This window comes from Burkholderia sp. MSMB0856 (assembly GCF_001524645.2).
In the GTDB taxonomy this organism is placed as follows: Bacteria; Pseudomonadota; Gammaproteobacteria; order Burkholderiales; family Burkholderiaceae; genus Burkholderia; species Burkholderia diffusa.
In genome coordinates, this window is the sequence record NZ_CP013429.1 from 1,026,053 (window position 1) to 1,046,787 (window position 20,735).

General features: G+C 69.3%; 15 protein-coding genes. 3 read left to right on the forward strand and 12 right to left on the reverse strand.

Features of this window, described 5'->3' with window-relative positions:
• Nucleotides 1-217 precede the first annotated feature (217 nt).
• The 3 genes from WS87_RS33275 (at nt 218) to WS87_RS33285 (ending at nt 5,877) form a co-directional block, all read left to right on the forward strand.
• Nucleotides 218-3,109 carry an ATP-binding protein gene (locus WS87_RS33275; RefSeq protein WP_059819787.1) on the forward strand — a complete coding sequence of 964 codons (2,892 nt, stop codon included), beginning with the start codon at nt 218-220 and terminating at the stop codon, nt 3,107-3,109.
• Between the two features lie 120 nt (nt 3,110-3,229).
• A complete protein-coding gene (locus WS87_RS33280; protein WP_059698928.1) occupies nt 3,230-5,110 on the forward strand; it encodes an amidohydrolase in 1,881 nt (626 codons plus the stop codon).
• A 95-nt stretch (nt 5,111-5,205) separates the two neighbouring features.
• A complete protein-coding gene (locus tag WS87_RS33285; RefSeq protein ID WP_059819761.1) occupies nt 5,206-5,877 on the forward strand; it encodes a hypothetical protein in 672 nt (223 codons plus the stop codon).
• A gap of 77 nt (nt 5,878-5,954) precedes the next feature.
• On the opposite strand, the gene WS87_RS33290 is transcribed toward WS87_RS33285, so the two are convergent.
• The 12 genes from WS87_RS33290 to WS87_RS33350 all read right to left on the reverse strand — a co-directional run bounded on the left by WS87_RS33290 (nt 5,955) and on the right by WS87_RS33350 (nt 20,606).
• Nucleotides 5,955-7,067: an alkene reductase gene (locus WS87_RS33290; RefSeq protein WP_059819760.1), complete on the reverse strand. Its 1,113-nt coding sequence runs from the start codon at nt 7,065-7,067 to the stop codon at nt 5,955-5,957.
• Nucleotides 7,068-7,228: 161 nt separating this feature from the next.
• Nucleotides 7,229-8,446 carry an MFS transporter gene (locus WS87_RS33295; RefSeq protein WP_059534411.1) on the reverse strand — a complete coding sequence of 406 codons (1,218 nt, stop codon included), beginning with the start codon at nt 8,444-8,446 and terminating at the stop codon, nt 7,229-7,231.
• Nucleotides 8,447-8,800: 354 nt separating this feature from the next.
• Nucleotides 8,801-9,718 (reverse strand): LysR family transcriptional regulator, encoded by a 918-nt coding sequence (locus tag WS87_RS33300; protein ID WP_059819759.1) that lies wholly within the window; start codon nt 9,716-9,718, stop codon nt 8,801-8,803.
• A gap of 70 nt (nt 9,719-9,788) precedes the next feature.
• On the reverse strand, nt 9,789-12,050 hold the full coding sequence (locus WS87_RS33305) for a xanthine dehydrogenase family protein molybdopterin-binding subunit (RefSeq protein ID WP_059819758.1): 2,262 nt from the start codon (nt 12,048-12,050) through the stop codon (nt 9,789-9,791).
• The gene (locus WS87_RS33310) at nt 12,050-12,550 is read right to left on the reverse strand and encodes a (2Fe-2S)-binding protein (protein WP_059690258.1); all 501 of its coding nucleotides are present in this window, start codon (nt 12,548-12,550) and stop codon (nt 12,050-12,052) included. Before WS87_RS33310 ends, WS87_RS33305 begins: the two co-directional genes overlap by 1 nt.
• Nucleotides 12,547-13,827, reverse strand: a complete 1,281-nt coding sequence (locus WS87_RS33315) for a cytochrome c (protein WP_059819757.1) — start codon at nt 13,825-13,827, stop codon at nt 12,547-12,549. Before WS87_RS33315 ends, WS87_RS33310 begins: the two co-directional genes overlap by 4 nt.
• A gap of 521 nt (nt 13,828-14,348) precedes the next feature.
• A complete protein-coding gene (locus tag WS87_RS33325) occupies nt 14,349-15,473 on the reverse strand; it encodes an FAD binding domain-containing protein (protein ID WP_059819786.1) in 1,125 nt (374 codons plus the stop codon).
• Between the two features lie 167 nt (nt 15,474-15,640).
• The gene (locus WS87_RS33330; RefSeq protein ID WP_082750690.1) at nt 15,641-16,786 is read right to left on the reverse strand and encodes an amidohydrolase family protein; all 1,146 of its coding nucleotides are present in this window, start codon (nt 16,784-16,786) and stop codon (nt 15,641-15,643) included.
• A complete protein-coding gene (gene actP / locus WS87_RS33335) occupies nt 16,783-18,459 on the reverse strand; it encodes a cation/acetate symporter ActP (protein ID WP_059819755.1) in 1,677 nt (558 codons plus the stop codon). Before actP ends, WS87_RS33330 begins: the two co-directional genes overlap by 4 nt.
• Nucleotides 18,456-18,815, reverse strand: a complete 360-nt coding sequence (locus WS87_RS33340; protein WP_059819754.1) for a DUF485 domain-containing protein — start codon at nt 18,813-18,815, stop codon at nt 18,456-18,458. Before WS87_RS33340 ends, actP begins: the two co-directional genes overlap by 4 nt.
• Before the next feature lie 80 nt (nt 18,816-18,895).
• A complete protein-coding gene (locus tag WS87_RS33345) occupies nt 18,896-20,122 on the reverse strand; it encodes an FAD binding domain-containing protein (protein ID WP_059819753.1) in 1,227 nt (408 codons plus the stop codon).
• A 1-nt stretch (nt 20,123) separates the two neighbouring features.
• Nucleotides 20,124-20,606, reverse strand: a complete 483-nt coding sequence (locus WS87_RS33350; protein ID WP_059819752.1) for a VOC family protein — start codon at nt 20,604-20,606, stop codon at nt 20,124-20,126.
• Nucleotides 20,607-20,735 lie beyond the last annotated feature (129 nt).

The window sequence follows — 20,735 nt, forward strand, 5'->3', positions numbered from 1 at the left end:
CTGCCCCATTCGGGTTCTCGCCGCCCGCGTGTCCGCCGCGTGCCGTCGCGGCGGGCGCGAGTGCATTTTCATTCAAGATTTTTCTTTATGCGGCGTTTAGACTCGGCCCACTTTTTGACATTTCGTGCCCCGCGTGCCGCGCAGGCCCGGTGCGGGCTTCCGCCCCGGTGAACCGTGCGTTCACATGGCGGTCATCGTGGGGAACCTGGAGGCGGCCATGATCCAGATCGGGAATTTGTCGGTGGATTTCGAGCAGCGCGACATTCGCCATCACGGCGCGTCGCTGCGGATTGGCGCGCGCGCGCTCGACATACTGGAAGTACTGCATCGCGCGAACGGATCCCTCGTGTCGAAGGACGACATCATGGACGCGGTATGGCCGGGCCTGATCGTCGAGGAGAACCGGCTGCAGGTGCACGTCGCGACGCTGCGCAAGGCGCTGGGCCCGAACCGCGACCTGATCAAGACCGTGCCGGGCCGAGGCTACCTGCTGATCGCGCATCCGCCGGTCGCGCACACCGTGGCGCCGCCCGCGCCCGAGGTGGCGCACGATACCGAAGCAACATCCCATCCGGTGCCGCTCGTCGGGCGTCAAACCGAGATCGGGCAGATCGTCGACATGCTCGAACGGGTGCCGGTCGTCACGCTCGTCGGCGCGGGCGGCATCGGCAAGACGAGCCTCGCCGCGCGCGTCGCGCATGAATTGCGCGCGCGTTCGGGTGAGCGCGTGCTGTTCGTCGAACTGGCGTGTGCGACGACGCGCGACGACGTGCTGCGCGCGATTGCCGCCGAACTCGGGCTCGACGCGGCCGGCGTGCCTGCCATCGAGCGGATCGGCGATGCATTCGCCGCGTCGCGGGGCCTGCTCGTGCTCGACAACGCGGAGCACGTCGTCGATCTGGTGGCCGACCTGGTCGAAACGCTGACGTCGCACAGCGCGGCGCTGCGCGTGCTCGTGACGAGTCGCGAGCCGCTTCATATTTCGGTCGAAGCCGTGTTTCGCGTGAGCCCGCTGGCGGTGCCGGACGGGCGCGCATCCGTCGACGAGATCGTGCGCCATTCCGCCGTCGAGCTGTTTCTGGCGCGGATTCGCGCTGCCACACCCGATTGCGCGGTCGATGCGGCTGGCCTCAGGTTGATCGGCGATATCTGCCGGCGCCTCGACGGGTTGCCGCTCGCCATCGAGCTTGCGGCCGCGCGCGTCGCGACGCTCGGGCTCGAGGTCGTCGCGGCGCGTCTCGACGACAGGCTGAACCTGCTGACGGGCGGGCTGCGGTCGGCCTTGCCGCGCCACCAGACGTTGCGGGCCACGTTCGACTGGAGCTACGTGCTGCTGGATGCAGCCGCCCGGTCGCTGTTTCGCCGCATGGCCTGCTTCATCGGTCCGTTTACGTTCGATGCCGCGCGCGACGTCGCGATGGACCCGGGCATGCCGGCCGCCGAGATGGTCGCGCTGCTCGGCGAGCTGGTTGCGAAGTCGCTGGTCGCCGTCGAATTCAACGGTGCGCAGGCGCGCTACCGGCTGACCGAATCGACCCGCGCGTACGCGCTCGAGAAACTGCACAACGAAGGCGAATTCGACGCGGTCGCCGCACGTCATGCGCGTTACGAACACGAGCAGGCGGAAGCGCGAATACTGGCCCAGGCACAGCCCGCGCACGCCGCGGACCTGCGTCCCGACGCGGACGTGGCGCCGCTTCGCGAACGCGCGGCGGCCGGGCCGCAGGCCGCGGAAATCGACGGGCTGGCGCAGGCGTTGCTCGAGCCGGCGCGCATGCGCGAATGTTCGCTACCCGCGCGACGCGCACTCGACGCGCTCGACGCCGGCGCGCCGGAGGCCGTCGACGCCGCGCGCGAGATGCGCCTGCGCGCGGCCTATGCGGCTGCACTGCTGCATACCGACGGCGACACGCATACGGCCGCCGCGATGTGGGACAGGACGCTCGGTCTCGCGGGCCGGATCGGCGACGACGCGTTCGACGCACGCGCGCTGGTCGGGCTGTGGAACACCATGCTGACGCGCGCCGACATTCATGAATCGCTGCGCTATGCGACGCGCTTCGAGCGGGCCGCGCAGCGGCGGGGCGACCCGTCGCAACGGCTGCTGGCGAGTGCGATGGTCGCGACCTCGCTGCATTACTTCGGCGAGCATGCGCAGGCGCGCGAGCGGCTCGAGGCGGCGACGGCCGAGCTGGCCGACGCCGGTGAACCGCCGTGCGCCGAAGCCGCGCTGGGCATCGACGTCGCGACGCTCGGCCGGACGATGCTGATGCGGCTCGTCTGGATCCAGGGCGATCCGGATTACGCGATGCGGCTGTCGGCGCAGGCGGTCGAACGCGCGCGCCGCAGCGGCTCGGGGCTGGCGTTGTGCGTCGTGCTCGGTGCCGCGGCCGTGCCGATTGCGTTGCGCTACGGCGATCACGATGCGATCTCCGACTATCTCGCGACGCTGCGCGCGACCGCCGACGCGAACGGCTTCGACATCTGGCGCAACCATGCCGAATGTCTCGCTGGGCGGTTCGACATGCAGGCAGGCCATCCGGGCGCCGGCCTCGCGCGGCTCGAGCCCGCGCTGCGGCGCATCGAAGCGAGCGGGTTCCGGCGGCTGCTCGCGCCGCTGGTCGTCGCCTACGCGGAAGGGCTGACGCGCACCGGCCGCGCGGCCGACGCATGCACCAAGCTCGACGCGACGCTCGCGCGCTGCCGCGCGCACGGCGAGCATCTGTTCGTGCCCGAACTGCTGCGCGCGCGCGGGCTGGCGACGCTCGAACAGGCCCGCGCCGCCGATCCGGATCGCGCGGCCGCGTGCGAAGCGGACGGGCAGCATCATCTGTTGACGGCGATCCAGACGGCGAACGCGCAAGGCGCCGCGATGTGGGCGCTGCGCGGCACGCTGGACCTGGCCGATCACCTGATCGAGCGCGGGCGCATCGCGCAGGCATCGTCGCTGGTGGCCGACCTGTCGGGGCAGATCGACCCGCAGTCGCGCGCGTTCGACGTCCGGCGGCTGGCGCGTCTGCAGAACTTCGTTCGCCAGGAGACCAACGCGTCGACCAGCTCGACGCGCGCGCGACGCGAGGCGGCGGATGCGATGCAGTCGGCGGCGTGACGGCGCGCGGGCCGATCGTTCAATGTTCAAGGAGGAAGGGATGGTCGGTGGATCGTCAAACCGGATGCACGCCGCGTGCGGCCGCATGCCGGCTTTCGGCGCACACGGGGGGGCCTGACGGTGCTCGAGACGACGGCATCCGCCGAAGCGGCGGACCTCATCGTATACAACGGCAAGATCGCGACGCAGGACGCGCGGCAGTCGTTCGTGACCGCGCTCGCGGTCAAGGACGGCCGGATTCTCGCAACGGGCAGCGGGCACGACGTGATGCGCCATGCGCGCGACGGCACGCTGCGCATCGACCTGAACGGCCGCACCGTGATCCCGGGGCTGAACGATTCGCACCTGCACGCGATTCGCGGCGGCCTGAACTTCAACCTGGAACTGCGCTGGGACGGCGTGCCGACGCTGGCCGACGCGCTGTGCATGCTGCGTCGCCAGGTGCTGCGCACGCCGGCGCCGCACTGGGTGCGCGTGGTCGGCGGCTGGACCGAATTCCAGTTCGCGGAAAAGCGCGGGCCGACGGTGGCCGAGCTCAACGCGATCGCGCCCGACACGCCGGTCTTCATCCTGCACCTCGGTGACAGCGCGCTGCTGAACGCGGCCGCGCTGCGTGCGATCGGCTACGGCCGCGACACGGGCGATCCGCCCGGCGGCGAGATCCAGCGCGATCGCCTCGGCAGGCCGACCGGCATGCTGATCGCGCGCCCGGACATGGGCGTCCTGCACGCGGCGCTCGAGCGCGGCCCGAAGCTGGACCACGACGAGCAGATGAATTCGATGCGGCAGTTCATGCGCGAATTGAATCGCCTCGGCGTGACGAGCGCGATCGACGCCGGCGGCGATTTCCAGTCCTATCCGGACGACTACGGCGCGATCATGGCGCTCGCGCAGCGCGGTGAAATGACGGTGCGCATCGCGTACAGCCTGTTCGTGCAGCACGCCGGGAGCGAGATCGACGACTACGCGCAGTGGGTAACGCTGGCGAAACCCGGCGACGGCGACGCGTTCCTGCGCATGAACGGCGCGGGCGAACTGCTCGTGTATTCCGCGGCCGATTTCGGCAATTTTCTCGAGCCGCGCCCCGATCTGCCGGAAGCGCTCGAGACGGAACTGGCCGCCGTGGTGCGGCTGCTGGTGCGGCACCGCTGGCCGTTCCGGCTGCATGCGACGTACGACGAATCGATCGGCCGTTTCCTGAACGTGCTCGAAGCCGTGCACCGCGAGGTGCCGTTCGACGGACTGCGCTGGTTCCTCGACCACTGCGAGACGATCTCGGATGCGAACATCGCGCGCATCGCCGCGCTGGGCGGAGGCGTGACCGTTCAGCACCGGATGGCGTACCAGGGCGAGTATTTCATCGCGCGCTACGGCGCGGAAGCGGCCGCGCGCACGCCGCCGATCCGCGCGATGCTGGCGGCCGGGCTGCCGGTCGGCGCGGGCACCGATGCGACGCGCATCGCGAGCTACAACCCGTTCCTGTCGCTGTACTGGATGGTGTCCGGGCGCACCGTGGGCGGTACGGCGCTCTATCCCGAATGCAACCGGCTCAGCCGCATGGAGGCGCTGCGCCGCTACACGGTGGGCAGCGCGTGGTTCTCGAACGAAGACGATCGCAAGGGCGCGCTCGTGCCGGGCCAGTATGCGGATTTCGCGGTGCTGACGGACGACTATTTCACGATCGACGAGTCGCAGATCAAGTCGCTGGCGTCGGTGCTGACGGTCGTCGACGGCAAGGTCGTGCACGCCGACGACGAGTTCGAAACGCTGGCGCCGCCGCCGCTGCCGGTCAGCCCCGCGTGGTCGCCGGTGGTCGAGTTCGGCGGCTTCGCGCGGCGTGGCTGGACGGCCGCGATGCCGAAGCGCGCGGCGGCCGACGGCCACCCGGATGCGCGCGCCGCGCGCGGTCATGCGGGCCGTTTCGCGCAGCGCCTGCAGGCGGCCGCGCGGGAGGTCGTCGAGCAGTGCGAAGGATTGGTCTGCCACGGTGCCGCCTTTTAGGACGACATGGGTCGGCGGGCGGAATGGCGGTGCCGGTGCGTACCGCGCAGCGAATGGATAATTTTGTGCCCCGGCAACGGGCAGAAGGAGACGAGATGAGTGCTGCGCACACGTGTGCACGGGCCGACGACGAAGTTGCCGGCGTTCGCATTCCCCGGACGCCGATGACGATCGAAGCCGTCGAGGCCGCATGCGCGTCGCTGCCGCGCGTGATCGCCGATCATGCATGCCGGGTGTTCGTCCTCGCGTCGCTCGCCGCGCGCCGTGCCGGCGAGACGCTCGATGCCGATGCGCTGTACGTGGCCGCGATGTACGCGAACATGGGCTTGAGCCCGGCCTACTCCCGCTCGACCGAACGCTACGAGATCGACAGCGCCGATGCCGCGCAGGCGTTCCTGTCGCGCCACCAGATTTCGCAGCAGCTGCGCGACGAGGTGTGGTGCGCGATCGCGCTCCATACGACGCCCGGCGTGGCCGCGCGCATGTCGCCGCTCGCGCGTGCGCTGGCGTTCGCCGTGTCGACCGACCTGATGGCGACCGGCTTCGACGCGTATTCGGCGGACGAGCGCCGCGCGCTGCTCGCCGCGTATCCGCGCGGCGAAGGATTCGGCGATGCGTTCCTCGATGCGCTCGCGCGCGGTGTCGCGCATCGGCCGGCGTCGACCTTCGGCACGTGGAGCGCGGATGTGCTCGATCGGGCCGATCCGGATTTTCGCCGGCCGAATTTCTGCGGCCGTGTGCTCGGTTCCCGCTGGCAGGACACCTGAGCGCATTCTTCGCGATCCTGACGTTCTGGCCGGTCGCGGCGGCAGCGGGGGCTGCCGCCGGTGCCATGCGCTGACGGTCAGGCGGTCAGGCCCGCCGCGTCGTGACGCGCGTAGTCGACGTATCCCGCGCGGTCGCCGCCGTACCAGCCGACCGTCTTCGGCGCGGCGAGCGGCGCATTCGCTGCGATCCGCTCGACGAGGTCGGGGTTCGCGATGTATGCGCGCGCGAACGCGACGAGATCGGCATCGCCCGCGTCGATCAGCGCATTCGCGGCGTCCGGCGCGATGCCGCCGTTGACGATCAGCGTGCCGCGGTACGCGTCGCGCGTGTTGGCGATGATGCGCGGCAGGTCGGGCTCGCCGCTCCAGCCGTTGGTGTCCGCCGCGTGCACGTAGGCGACGCCGGCTTCGTCGAGCATGCGCCCGACGTAGGCGTAGGTCGCATCCGGATCCGCGTCGCGCACGTTGTTGTACTTCGCGTACGGCGAGATGCGCACGCCCACGCGATCGAGCGGCAGCACGCCGCCGACGGCGTCGACGATTTCCTCGAGGAAGCGCGCGCGGTTCGCGAGCGAGCCGCCGTAGCGGTCGTCGCGGCGGTTCAGCGTCGACGACAGGAACTGGTGCGGCAGGTAGCCGTTGGCCGCGTGAATCTCGACACCGTCGAAGCCGGCCGCCTTCGCCCGAAGCGCCGCCTGGCGGAATTCCTCGACCGTCGCGGCGACCTCGTCGGTCGTCATCGCGCGCGACGGCGTCGCATGAATCTTCGTGTAGTAGCCGTTCTGCAACTGCGCCCACACCTGCAACTGTTCGAGATCGTCGTTGACGCCGGACGGCGACAGCGGCGCCGCGCCGCCGAGCAGCGTCAGCGAACTGACCCGGCCGCCGTGCCACAGCTGCGCGAAGATGCGACCGCCGTTGGCATGGACCGCGTCGGTGACCTGCTTCCAGCCGGCCGCCTGCTCGTCGGTGACGAGCCCCGGCGTGAGTTCGAATGCCACGGAGGCCGGGCTGACGTTGGTCGCTTCGGTGACGATCAGGCCGGCGGACGCGCGCTGGGCGTAGTACTCGGTCATGAGCGCGGTCGGCTGGCCGCGCGACGGCGCGCGAGAACGCGTCATCGGGCCCATCACGATACGGTTGGGAAGCGGCAGGCCGCGCAGATCGTAGTGGCTGAGCAAGGTGGACATGATGGATTCCTTGTGCGTGGAGCAGGGCGCCGCCGCGAATCGTCCGGCTGCGGCCGGTGCGGCGGCTGGCCCTGCGGGAAGTCGGAGATGACGCGCCGGCAGCGTTCCGTTGCGCGAGAAGCCCGAGCGGCATTCGCGCGCGAACCGGTGCCGGCGCCGGTTCAGGCCTGTGCGTGGCGTTCCGCGTGCGGCCGCCCGATCACGAGGTAGTGGGCGAGCGCGACGATCGGGAACACGCCGGCGACGGCGGCGACGAGCGGCCAGCCGCCATGCTCGTACAGCGGGCTGGCGAGCGCGGAGCCGATGGCGCCGCCGACGAAGATGCTCGTCATGTACAGCGCGTTCAGGCGGTTGCGGCTCGCCGCATGCAGCGCATAGATCTCGCGCTGGCCGAGCACCATGTTCATCTGCACCGCGAAGTCGAGCACGATGCCGGTGACGACGAGGCCGTACAGCCCGGCGCCGTGGACCAGCGCGACCGCATACGACAACGCGCCTGCGACCAGTGCGATCAGCGTGGCCCGCACCGTGTGGCCGGCATCCGCGAGGCGGCCGGCGACGGGCGCCGACGTCGCGCCGATCGCGCCGACCAGCGCGAACAGGCCGATGGCCGATTGCGACAGGCCGTAGTGACGCGTGAGCTCGACCGGCACGGCGGTCCAGAACAGGCTGAACGACGCGAACATCAGGCCCTGGTAGAACGCGCGATGGCGCAGCACCGGCATCGTGCGCACGAGATGCAGCAGCGAGCCGATCAGTTCGAAATAGGTCGCGCGATGATCGGGCTGGCGCGACGGGATCGTCAGCGCGAGCACGGCCGTCACGAGCGTCATCAGCACGGCAGCGGCCGCGAACACGAAGCGCCAGCCGAACGCGTCGGCCACCACGCTCGACAGCGGACGCGCGAGCAGGATGCCGAGCAGCAGCCCGCTCATGATCGTGCCGACCACGCGGCCGCGCGAATGATCGGGCGCCAGGTGCGCGGCGAGCGGCACGAGGATCTGCACGGCGACCGAGCTGAAGCCGATCAGCAGCGAGATCGCGAGGAACGGCCCGGGCGTATGCACCATCGCCGCGGCCGCGAGGCTCGCGATCGACACGACGGCGGTCGTGATCATCAGCTTGCGGTTCTCGAGCAGGTCGCCGAGCGGCACGATGAAGAACAGGCCGAATGCGTAGCCGATCTGCGTCAGCGACACGATGAGGCTCGCGGTTTCGCCGGACATGTGCAGGCTGGGCGCGATGAGTTCGGTGATCGGCTGCGCGTAGTACAGGTTCGCGACGATCGCGCCGCAACTGAACGCGAACAGCAGGATGAGGCCCTGCGTGAGCTTGGTCGCGTGCCCGTGGGCAGCGAGCGGGGTGGATTCTGCTGACATGATCGACTCCTTGAAAGAGATGTCGGGAGCCCGTTCTTCGGGCGGGCGTTGCGATTGTCGATGCGGCGAAACGACAGCCGCCGCATTGCCGTCAAGATTATTGATCGATCGATAACAAGGGAATACGCCTGCTGCGCAATCGAGCATTGCGTGGCGCGCAAAGGGGGCGGATCGCGCGTGAAATCATGCGCGGGCGCCGCGCGGCAGCGTCGGCACGAGCGTGAAGCGAGCCTCCGGCGCGGATATCGCGGCTCGCGAAGCCCATGAAACCAGTCTGGATCGCGCGGACTGAATTGTCCTGAAACGCCGCTTTAAATCATTTGATTCATGCGGCGCGCGACGAGGGTGTCGCTGTCAGCCGCGCTTGCCCTGCAGCGTCGGAATTTCCGCGAACAGGCCCGCGAGCCAGTCGACGAAGAGCTTGAGCTTGACCGGCGGTTGCCGGTTGGGCGGATACAGGATCGAGATCGGCCGGGGCGGCGGGTTGAAATCGGTCAGCACCTCGCGCAGACGCCCCGATTTCAGGTATGGCTCGACCAGGTACAGCGACGTCTTGATCAGGCCGATCCCCGCGAGGCCGCATTCGATGTAGGTGTCGGCGTCGTTCACCGCGACCGTGCCGCACATCTGCACGATGCGCGGTTCGCCGTCCACGACGAAATCCCACGGACGCGGCCGGCCCGTATCGGCCGAGATGTGGCTGACCGCGACGTGCTGCGCCAGGTCGTCCACCGTTTCGGGGGCGCCGCATCGTTCGAGATAGGCGGGCGCGGCGCAGGTGCAGGTGGTGAGGCTGCCGATCCGTTTCGCGACCATGCCCGAATCGTCGAGCGCGCCGATGCGCACGACGCAATCGACGCCTTCGCCGATCAGGTCGATCTGCCGGTCGGTCACGCCGAGTTCGACCGAGATGCCCGGATTGGCGGCGAGAAACTCCGGCAGCGCGGGCACCATGATCTGCTTCGCCATGGCCGGCGGCAGGTTCACCTTCAGGCGGCCGCGCGGCACGTTGCGCGCCTGCGAGACGGCCGCTTCCATGTCGTCGATCTCGCGCAGCACGCCGACGCAGCGTTCGTAATAGGCCTGCCCGTCCTCGGTCAGCGAGATGCGGCGCGTCGTGCGGTTCAGCAGCCGGCAGCCGAGATGCCGTTCGAGCGTGCTCAGCAGCGCGGACACGCGCGGCGTCGTGAGTCCGGTCGTGTCCGACGCGCGCGTGAAGCTGCCCGTCTCGACGATGCGCGTGAACACGCGCATCGAAAGCAAGGTATCCATCGTTCAGAAATCTCCAGCCTGTCGATTGTCGGCGCCGGTGCGTGCCGGCGCGATCGGTTGTGATCCGCGGCTATGCGTCGATGCGTTTCCTGAGCGAATCGCCGGCGAACGGCATTTCGCGCATGCGCTGCCCGGTCGCGTCGAAGATCGCATTGGCCAGCGCGCCGGCGGTCGGCCCCATCGACGCCTCGGCCGCGCCGAGAAACGGTGCGCCGGGACGATTGATCAGGTGCACCTTCACGCTCTGCGGCGCGGCCGGGAAACGCAGGATCGGATAGCTGCTCCAGTCGAAACTGCGAATGCGCTGCGTATCGTATTTCAACGCCTCGTACAGCGTCCAGCTCGCAGCCTGCACGATGCCGCCCTCGATCTGGTTGCGGATGCCGTCGGGCGACACGATCTGGCCGGCGTCGACGGCGACTTCCGCACGGTCGAGCGTCACGTGGCCCGTCTCCGGCACGACCGTGACCTCGACCGCGATCGCGACGTAACCCATCAGGTTCTTGTATTTGCCGAACGCGAAGCCGACGCCGCGATTGCGTGCACGCGGCGGCCGCGGCCAGCCGAATTTGGTCGCGGCGAGCTGGATCACCTGGCGCGCGCGGTGATCCTCCATGTGGCGCAGGCGGAATTCGACCGGATCGACGCCGGCGGCGTGCGCCAGCTCGTCCATGAAGCTTTCGATGGCCCAGACGTTCGTGTGCGCGCCGAGCGAGCGCATCGCGGAAGTCTGCAGCGGCATCGTCGGCGAGAAGTTGTTGACGATGTGCATGTTCGGCAGCGCATACAGCGGGATCGCATTGCGATCGCCGCCGCCCTCGGGCTGCAGCATCGGCGTCGACGGCGCGGACACGAACGGCGGCTCGAGCATGCGGGCGGGCAGAAGCCGGCCGGCGTTGACGATGCGCTCGTTGTGCGAACTGCTCCACAGCGCGTAGTTCCAGTCGACGATGCGGCCGCCCGCATCGAGCGATGCGCTGAGCTCGGTGACCATCGCCGGCGTGAAGTGGTCCCACGTATGTTCCTGCTCGCGCATCCACTGCACGCGGATCGGCTTGCCGGGCATCGCGGCCGCGATCAGCGCCGCATGCGCGGCCGCGTCGTCCGCGCCGTTGTGCCCGTAGCAGCCGGAGCCCTCGGTGTGGATGCAGCGCACGTTCGCCTTCGGCATCGACAGCATTTCCGCGAGCGCGTCGCGCAGCGGATAGACGCCCTGCGAGTGGGTCCACACGGTCAGTGTGCCGTTCTCGAGATGGGCGACCGAACACGATGGCCCGATCGAGCCGTGCAGCAGATAGTTCTTCAGGAACGTGGCGGAGAGCGTCTTCGTCGCCGGTGCGCTCGGCGCGTGCGTGTTGGCGATCTCGATGCGTTGGGTCGCGATCCGCTTCAGGTCTGCGTGGACCGTCTCGCGATCGGGCAGCGTTCGGCCGCCGGACCAGCGACAACCGGCGGCCAGCGCGCGCTGCGCGACCACTGCTTGCCATTCCCCCTGGGCGACGACGGCGAGCATGCTGCCGTTGCGCACGATCCGCACGACGCCCGGCATCTTCAGGATCGCGGCTTCGTCGAACGACAGCAGTTTCGCGTCGTACACCGGCGGCATCACGACCCGCGCATGCAGCATGCCGGGCAGCGTCATGTCCTGCACGTAGCTGACGCCGCCCGTGACCTTGTTCGGAATGTCCACGCGCGGCAGCGACGTGCCGATCACGGCGAACGTGGCCGGCGGTTTCAGCGGCGACGTCGGCGTGGCGTTGCGGTGCAGGTCGACGGTGCGCACCGCGTCGGCGTAGCGCATCGTGCGGCCGTCCGGCGCCTTGATGACGGCGTCGGCGACGGTCAGCGTGCGCGGATCGACGCCGAACTGCTTCGCCGCGCCGTCGACCAGCAGACCGCGAACCTGCGCGGCGGCGTTCAGCAGCGCGGAGCCGCTGTCCGCCATCGTGTGGCTGCCGGCCGTCAGGCCTTCGTCGGGCGACGCGCCGGTGTCGGCGGTCAGGAACGTGATCAGCGAGGGCTTCATGTTCAGCTCCTCGGCGGCCACCTGCAGCAAGGCGGTGCGCACGCCGGTGCCGAGCTCGACCTTGCCGGTAAACACGGTGACCTTGCCGTCGGGCGCGATCTTGATCCACGCGTCCAGCAGCGGGTTGGTCTTCAGGCTGCCGGCCAGCGTTTCGGTGGCCTTGGCGACGTGGACGGCGGCGCCTTCGTCCGCGATCACGACCTCGGCGAGCGCGCGCGCGGCGGGCGCGAGGGTGAACGCGACGAAGAGCGCGCCGGAAACCATGAAGTGCCGGCGGCCTTCGTCGATGTCGTCGGGTGCGTTCATCAGATTTCCTTGTTGATCATGACGGGCGCGGCGGACGGTTCCGGCTCCGGCATCCCCGCGACCTGGCGTACGGCCGCCAGGATCCGCATGTGCGTGCCGCAACGGCACAGGTTCGGTTCCATGTGGGTGCGCAGCTCGCGTTCGGTCGGCTTCGGGTTGCGTTCGAGCAGCGCCTGCGCGCGCATGATCATGCCCGCGATGCAGTAACCGCACTGCGCCGCCTGATGATCGATGAACGCCTGCTGCAGCTTGCCGGGATGCTCGGCGGTGCCGAGGCTTTCCAGGGTCCTGACGCGACGCTCGCCGAGCGCGGCGACCGGGATCAGGCACGAGAACATCGGCTTGTCGTCGACGATCACGGTGCACGCGCCGCATTGCCCGAGGCCGCAGCCGAACTTCGCGCCGTGCAGGTGCAGGTCGTTGCGCAGCGCGTACAGGAGCGGTGTCGAGGGATCGATGTCGAGCGTGTGTCGCACGCCATTCACGGTGAGGGCGATCATTGCGCGCGGTCCTCCTTTCTGAGCTTCGCGGCGAGGGTGTCGACGCCGGTCCATGCGGCGCGATCGGAATATGTTTCGCGGAGATAGGCGGCGAGATCCGCGATCTGCCCGTCGTCGTACTGGTCGATATAGGACGGCATGTAGTTCAGCGTGTCCTCGCCGTGCCAGCCGATACCGTTGAACATCATCTGGATCGCGTTGCGCGGCGTGTCGGCAGCGATCGCCGTGCTGAACGCGAGCGTCGGCCGCTCGCCGATCGACTGCATCGGCGACGCCGGCCCATGGCACTGCGCGCACGACGCCTGGAACAGCACCGCGCCGCGCTGTCCGGCGGGCGTCGTCGGGCCGTGTCCCGCGTCGGCCGTTGCCGGACGGGCGGCGGCCGGCTTCTGGATGGACAGGATGTACGCGGCGATCGCCTCGACGTCCTCCACCGGCACCGTCGCGAGATCGCGCGTGACCGGCAGCATCGGTCCGGCGGCCGCGCCATGCCCGCTCGCGCGGCCGGTGCGCAGGTACGTGACCAGTTGCGCCTGCGTCCACGGCCGGACCGCGTGACCGAGCGTATTGAGCGGCGGCGCTTCCCAGCCGTCGACGATGCCGCCGTCGAACGCCTTGCCGGCCTGTTCGCCGCCGATCGCATTGAGCGGCGAATGGCACGACGCGCAGTGCCCGAGGCCGTCGACGAGCGCCTTGCCGCGATTCCATTGCGCGGATTGCGACGGGTCGGGCTGGTACGCGCCCTCGCGCAGGAACAGCACGTTCCAGAACGCGACCAGCGGCCGGAAGTTGAGCGGGAAAATCAGGTCGTTCGCCGGCGTCTTCGTCTGGACCGGTTCGCGCGTCATCAGATACGCGTATGCGGCCGCGATGTCCTGGTCGGACATTCGCGTGAAATGGATGTACGGAAAGGCCGGGTACAGCGGATGGCCGTCGCGGGCGATGCCGCTGCGCAGCGCGCGCGCGAATGCCGCCTGCGACCAGCGGCCGATGCCCGTGTCGGCATCCGGCGTGATGTTGGTCGCGTAGATCGTGCCGAACGGCGTCGCGAGCGGCAGGCCGCCGGCGAACGGCTTGCCGTCCTTCGCGGTGTGACAGACGACGCAGTCGCCGAGCGCGACGACGCGCGCGCCTGCGCGAATGAGCTGCGGATCGAACGACGCGCGCGCGGGCGGATCGATCGGCGCGATCGACGGCCGGAACATGATGCCGATCGCGACCGCGAGGCCGACGACCGCGACACCTGCCGCGCCGAACCAGAGACGTTTGTGCTTCATGCGCGCTCCCGGCGAGCCGGTTCATTCGGCGTCGTGCAGTTGGCGAGGCAATGGAAAGGGCGTCGGCCGTGCGGTTCGCACGATGCGTGGCGGATCCGCTTGCCGTGACAGGCGGGCCGGCGCGTGCCGGCAACGGAGGTTGCGGCCGGGGCCGACGGATGGCGATGGCGCATGGCCGACCGGTTCGGCCATGACGAGCCGGGCCGGCGATGGCGATTCGCGGCGGAGTTCATGTCGTCGTTCCAGAAGGAGGGATTGCGCGCGGGCCGTGGCCCGTGCGGCGGATGATGGGGGCAGTCTACGCGGGGGTCGGCGCCGTTACCTGAAACCGCGCTGAAACGTTCTGAACGCAGGCGGCGGGCGAGTTTCGAGGTGCGGGCGCGATCGGCGGCGTCGTCCGCACGCAATCGGCACGGGCGCCGGCGCCGGGCATTGCGTGCGGTTCCGTCGTGCGCCGCGGCGCATTGCGGACCATCGTGTCGGCGTTGGCGACATCCATTCCGCCATCGCCGGCCAGCATGTCAAAGCGGTGTGCCGAGGCCGAACGCGGCCGCGAGTTGCGGCCCCTTCTCGAGCAACGCGGTCACTTCCTCACGCCGTCGCACCGACCATCGCGCGAGACGTTCGACGACGTCGGCCGCGTCGGCCGGCAACGCCTCGGCGAGCGACACCGCATCGCTCGCCGCTTTCGACGTGCCGGAGGCCGTATGCGGGCGCACGGTGCAGGCCGCATCGCCGATCAGCGCCACGCGGCCGTCGACGAAGCCGGGGCTCAGCGCGTCGACGATCGCCTGGTTGAACGGCGCGCGCGTCGCGAGCACCAGTTGCGACAACGATGCCGGCAATCGTTCTTCCGCCAGTTGCCGCAGCGTGCCGACGGTCTCGTCCGCGAGCATCCCCGGATGCACGGATGCATGATGGACGTTGCCGTCACGATCGGTCAGGTGGCGGCGCAGCGCCGTGCGGTCGGCTTCGTTGCGATACCACAGCCAGTTGAAACGGCGCGCGCCCGGCGCGAGCGAGCCGTCGAGCGCGGGAATCAGGAACGCCATGAACAGCTCGCCCGGCGCCTTGTGAAGCGTCATGTTCTCGACCAATGGCGCAATCGCGGCGTCGTCGAATTCGGCTTCGTCGACGATGCCGCGCCACGCGAGATAGCCCGCGAACGACGGCGCGTAGCCGGGAAACAGGCGCGTGCGCAGGGTCGAGCCCGCCCCGTCGGCCGCAATCAGCACGTCCGCGCGGATGCGTTCGTCGTCCAGGTGTACGTCGACGCCGTCGGCGTCGTGCTCGAAGCCGCTGACCGCGCGGCCGTAACGGATGCGTCCGGGCGGCAGCGTCTCGCACAGCGAGCGGTACACGGCGTCCCAAGACGAGAACGGCAGTATTTCGGGTTCTTCGCGCGTGACGCTGCCGTCGCGATCGATCCAGCGCCGCCGATGCGTCGGCACGCTGATCATCTGCCGGCAATGACGGCCATGCTGTTCGAGGAACGCCATCATCCGGCGCAGCACGGCCACGCCGCCGCCCTGACCGCGTAGCGGCGACGGCGAGCGCTCGTAGACCGTTACGTCGTGCCCGATGCAGTCGAGCGTCAGCGCGGCCGCGAGACCGGCGATCGACCCGCCGGCAATGATTATTTTCATCGTGCGTGACTCCATGTTCGAAAGACGGCACCGCCGGCCGCTTGCCCGCCCGCGTGCCGACGCGCGTGGTGCCGACGGTTCGCCGGATGATGCCATGTGCGTCGGCGGGCTGCGCCGATCGTGCAGGCGCGGCCGGTCGCATGCGTTTTCGCCGGCCGGCCCGCGCGCTAGATCCGCAGCAGCCTGCCCGCATTGCCGCCGAGGATCATCGAACGCTGTTCCGCCGTCAGGTCGACGCGATCGAGAAAGCGGACCGGTTGTTCGTAGCCCATGTCGAAGCAGTAGTCGCTGCCGAGCACGAGCCGATCGACGCCGACGTTCGCGATCAGGAAGTCCAGCACGGGCCCGGAATGCGACACCGTGTCGTAGCTGAAGCGCCGCAGATAGCTGCTCGGCTTCTGCGCGAGCCGGCGCGTTTCGGGGCGCACGGTCCAGCCCGCGTCGAGGCGTCCCGCGACGATCGGCAACGCACCGCCCGCATGCGGCAACGTGAAGTGCAGGTCCGGATGGCGATCGAGCACGCCGCCGAGGATCAGATGCGCGGCCGCGATCGCCGTATCGAACGGATTGCCGAGCAGGTTGCTCAGGTAGAAATCGCCGAGCCGCGCGCCGCCGACCGTTTGCTGCGGATGCAGGAACACGGGCAGGCTCAGTTGCGCGATGCGCGCGAAGACAGGCGCGAACAACGGATCGTCGAGATCGCGGTTGTCGATGTTGGTGCCCATGTACACGCCGCGCACGCCCGGCAACTGCGCGGCGCGTTCGAGTTCGTCGATCGCGTCGGTCGCGTTCAGCATCGGCAGCGTCGCGAGTACGACGAATCGCGCCGGATGCCGCTGGTAGACGCGCGACGCGGCCGAATTCCAGTCGCGCGCGAGCTTCGCATTGAACGGCCGGTCGCCCCAATACGCCATCGGCACGCTGAGCGACAGCGCCTGAACGTCGACGCCGGACGCATCCATGTCCCTGAGCCGCGCGTCGACGTCGATGAACTTCATCGGCAGCGGCCCGAGGCCGCCGGCGGGCGTGCGGAACGTGAACGATGCGTCGTCGCAGGTGAACGACCCGCCGAAGCGCTTGCCCTCGCCGCCGACCAGATCGCAAAAGCTTTCGGGGTAGTAGTGCGCGTGGATGTCGATCGCGCGCGGCCGCGGCAGCGACGGGGCGGTCGATGCGGCCGGGGCGTTCGCGGCTTCGGCGGCCGATGCCGAACGGCCGGCCACGGCCGTGCCGGCGAGCGCGGCAAACGCGCCGAGCACGCGTCGCCGGGCCGGAGACGGGCAGCAGGTGCAGGTCAGCGTGGCGTGTCTCATGCGGATATCGACTCCTCGAATCGTGCGGCTCCGCCGCGTTGCGTGATGCCCGTTGTAATGCCCGTTTCGCACGCGACGAGCTGGGTGTCGAACTGCGCGCGCTCATGTCGCGCACGGGCCGAGCGATCGGTGACGGAGAACAGGACGACGCCGGCGAACGCCGCCGCCATCGAGAACAGTGCCGGATATTCGTACGGATAGACCGCATGCGCATGACCGAGCACCGTCACCCACACGGTCGGGCTCAGCACCGTGAGCGTGACGGCGGTGGCGAGCCCGAGCAGGCCGCCCAGTACCGCGCCGCGCGTCGTCAGCCCGCGCCAGTAGATCGAGAGCAGCAGCACCGGGAAGTTCGAGCTCGCCGCGATCGAGAACGTGAGGCTGACGATGAACGCGATGTTCTGCTTCTCGAACGCGATGCCGAGCAGGATCGCGAGCACGCCGAGCACCACGGTCGTCGCGCGCGCCACGCGCATTTCCTCGCGGTCGGACGCGCGCCCGCGGCGCAGCACGTTCGCGTAGAGGTCGTGCGAGATCGCCGACGAACCCGCGAGCGTGAGTCCGGCGACCACGGCCAGGATGGTCGAGAACGCGACCGCGCAGATGAAGCCGAGGAACACGTTGCCGCCGACCGCATGCGCGAGGTGGATTGCCACCATGTTGGCGCCGCCCGTCACGGCGCCGGACGCATCGTGGTACTGCCGGTCCGGCGCGACCAGCGCGATGGTGCCGAAGCCGATGATCACGATCAGCATGTAGCCGATACCGACGATGCCGGTCGCATGCAGGATGCTCTTGCGGGCCGCCTTGACGTCGCCGACCGTGAAGAAGCGCATCAGGATGTGCGGCAGGCCCGCCGTGCCGAAGATCAGCGCGAGGCCGAGCGACATGGCCGAGACCGGATCGGAGACCAGGCCGCCCGGACGCAGGATCGCCGCATGCTTCGGATGCACGCTCACGGCCTGCGCGAACAGCGCGTCGAGACTGAAGCCGAAACGGCCGAGCACCATGAACGCCATGAACGCCGCGCCGGCGAGCAGCAGCACGGCCTTGACGATCTGGATCCAGGTGGTCGCGAGCATCCCGCCGAAGAAGACGTAGACGACCATCAGCACGCCGACGACCAGCACCGCGACCGTGTAGTCGAGACCGAACAGCAGCTCGACCAGCTTGCCCGCGCCGACCATCTGCGACACCAGATACAGCAGCACGATGACGATCGAGCTCGACGCCGCGAAGGCGCGGATCGGCCGTTGCCGCAGGCGATAGGACACGACATCGGCGAGCGTGTACTTGCCGAGATTGCGCAGCGGCTCGGCGATCAGGAACAGGATGATCGGCCAGCTCGCGAGAAAGCCGACCGAATAGATCAGGCCGTCGTAGCCGCTCGTGAACACCAGCGCGGAGATGCCGAGCAGCGACGCCGCCGACATGTAGTCGCCGGCGATCGCCCAGCCGTTCTGGAGCGCGGTGATCCGGCCGCCTGCCGCGTAGTGGTCGGCCACGCTGTGGTTCTTGCGCGCGGCCCAGCGCGTGATGACGAGCGTCGACGCGACGAACAGCAGGAACATGCCGATCGCGACCGGGTTGTGCCCGTGCGCGAGCGCCGCGGGGCCGGCCGCGAACGCCGGCGCCGTGCCGGCGGCGTTCGATACGAGGAGCAGGCGTTTCATTGTGCGTCTCCGTCGCGAATGGACGCGACGAGCGCGTCGTGGACCGAGTTGGCCTGGAATACGTACAGCGCGACCAGCGCGAACGTGACGACGAACATGCCGAAGCCGGCCGGGATGCCCCAAGGCGTCGGCCGGCCCGGCACGATCGGCTGGCCGAGCAGCGTCGGCGAAAACGCCAGCGTCAAAATGAACGCGAAATAGAGGGCGAGCATGACGAGCGTCAGCGACCAGGCGAGCAGCCTTCTGCGCCTGACGAGCGTGCGAAAACGGGCATCGCGCAGCAGCGGATGCGGGGCCTGCGCCGGCGAGTCCGGATCGGGCGCGGTGCCGGCGGTGGCCGGAAGCGTGTGGTTCACGGTGTCTCCTCGATGGATCGAATGTCGTGGCGGGGCGTGAGCGTCGCGCGTGTCGTGCGCGGCGTCCGCCGTTGCCGGGCTCAGACGTGCGGCGGCACGGCGGTTTCCCGCATCACGACTTCCGGCGTTCGATAGCGCTCGGCCATTTCGCGCTCGGTGTCGTTTTTCAGTTGCGCCTGCATGTAGGCGCCGAGATGGCGCGCGTGTTGCACGATCGCGACGCCGAACGCCGTGCGCGTTTCGCTGTATTCGCTCAGTGCGTCGAGCGTGTCGGCGCGCGTGGCGAGTGACGCGACGAGCGCGAGCGCATCGCCGGCGGCCTTCGTGACGCCCATTCCGCAATGCGGCCGCGCGACGAACGCGGCATCGCCGAGCAGCGCGATCCGGCCGAACGCCATGCGTGGCACTTCGAGGTCGTAGATCGGCTGGAACAACGGCTGCGTCGCGCGCGACACGACTTCCGCGAACTGCGGCGCGAGCAGCGCGTGGGCCGCGTCCTCGAGATCGGCGAGGACGTCGCGCCGGATCAGTGTCGGCGGAATGCCGCCCGCCCACAGCTTGCCGGTCTCGTCGGTCAGCAGGTTCGGAAGGTCGATGTCCTCGCGCGTCGCGCGATACCAGACGAAGTTGTAGCGGCGCTCGCCGGCCAGCGTGCTGTTGCCCTGGCCGGCGACCGGATAGCCGAGGATCTGTTCGCGCGGCGGCAGGCCGAATGCGAACTTGTCGAACAGGGTCGCGTGGGTCGCGTCCGACAGCGCGGCTTCGTCGACCAGCCCGCGCCACGCGACGTAGCCCGCGTATTGAAGCCGTGCGTCCGGCACGAGCCGTTCGCGAATCGCGGAGCGGAATCCGTCGGCCGCGACGACGAGGTCGGCGTGCACGACCGAGCCGTCGGACAGCGTGACGGACGCGTGCGCCGGGCCGTCCGAGACGTCGGTCACGACGGCGCCCGGGTGATAGTGCTGATCGGGCAGCGCCGCGCGCAGCACGTGATACATCTTGCTCCACGCGGTGAGCGTCTGCGGCAGCCGGCGCGCCGACGCCACGGCGCCGTCCTGCGACAGCGTGATGCGCGACTCGACCTTGACGCCGATCGATTCGTCGATGCGCACGCCCGCGGCGCGCATCACGTCGAACAGTTCCGGATGCGTGACGATGCCGGCGCCGCGGCCCGACAGCGCCTCGGGCACCCGCTCGTACACGTCCACGTTCCAGCCGTTGCGCAGCAGGAGGTTCGCGGCGAACAGGCCGCCCAGCGAGCCGCCGACGATGACGGCCTTGCGATGGGTTGAAGTGACGTCGTTCATGTCAGTCTCCGATGGATGCGCGGGCCGCTGCGGCCGCGTCGGGAAGCGCCAGGCTCTCGACCTCGGCGGCAGGGAAGTTGAGTTCGATCGTCACGCCGGACGGATCCTCGATGAAGACCTGGTGCAGCCCGAGGCTCGGCACCGTGCGGTCGCGCCACGGGATGTTCTCGGCGCGCAGCGTGTGCCACGTTGCCTCGACGCCGGTCGCGAGGAACGCGATGTGATCGACGGTGCCCGTGCCGGTGGCCGGCAGCGCCTTGTCGCCGAGATAGGCCGCGAGCCCGTCCGGGTTGGCCGGATCGACGCCGATGATGTGAACGATTCCGTAGTCGGCTTCGTCGCCGCCCTTGTAGAGCCACGCGCCCGGAAAGTCGAACGGCGGGCGATAGCCGCGTTTGAAGCCGAGCACGCGTTCATAGAACCGGCATGATTTTTCGAGGTCGAGCGTGCGGATCGAGTAGTGCGCGAGTCTGGATACAGGCATGGGACACCTCGTGTTTATCGGGCGATAAGTTATCGTTCGATAAATTCTAGTGGAAAAGATCGGCAGGACAAAGTCGCGATCGAGCGGTGTTTACCCGCGGTCGAAAAGGGTGCCGGATGCCGGCGCGCG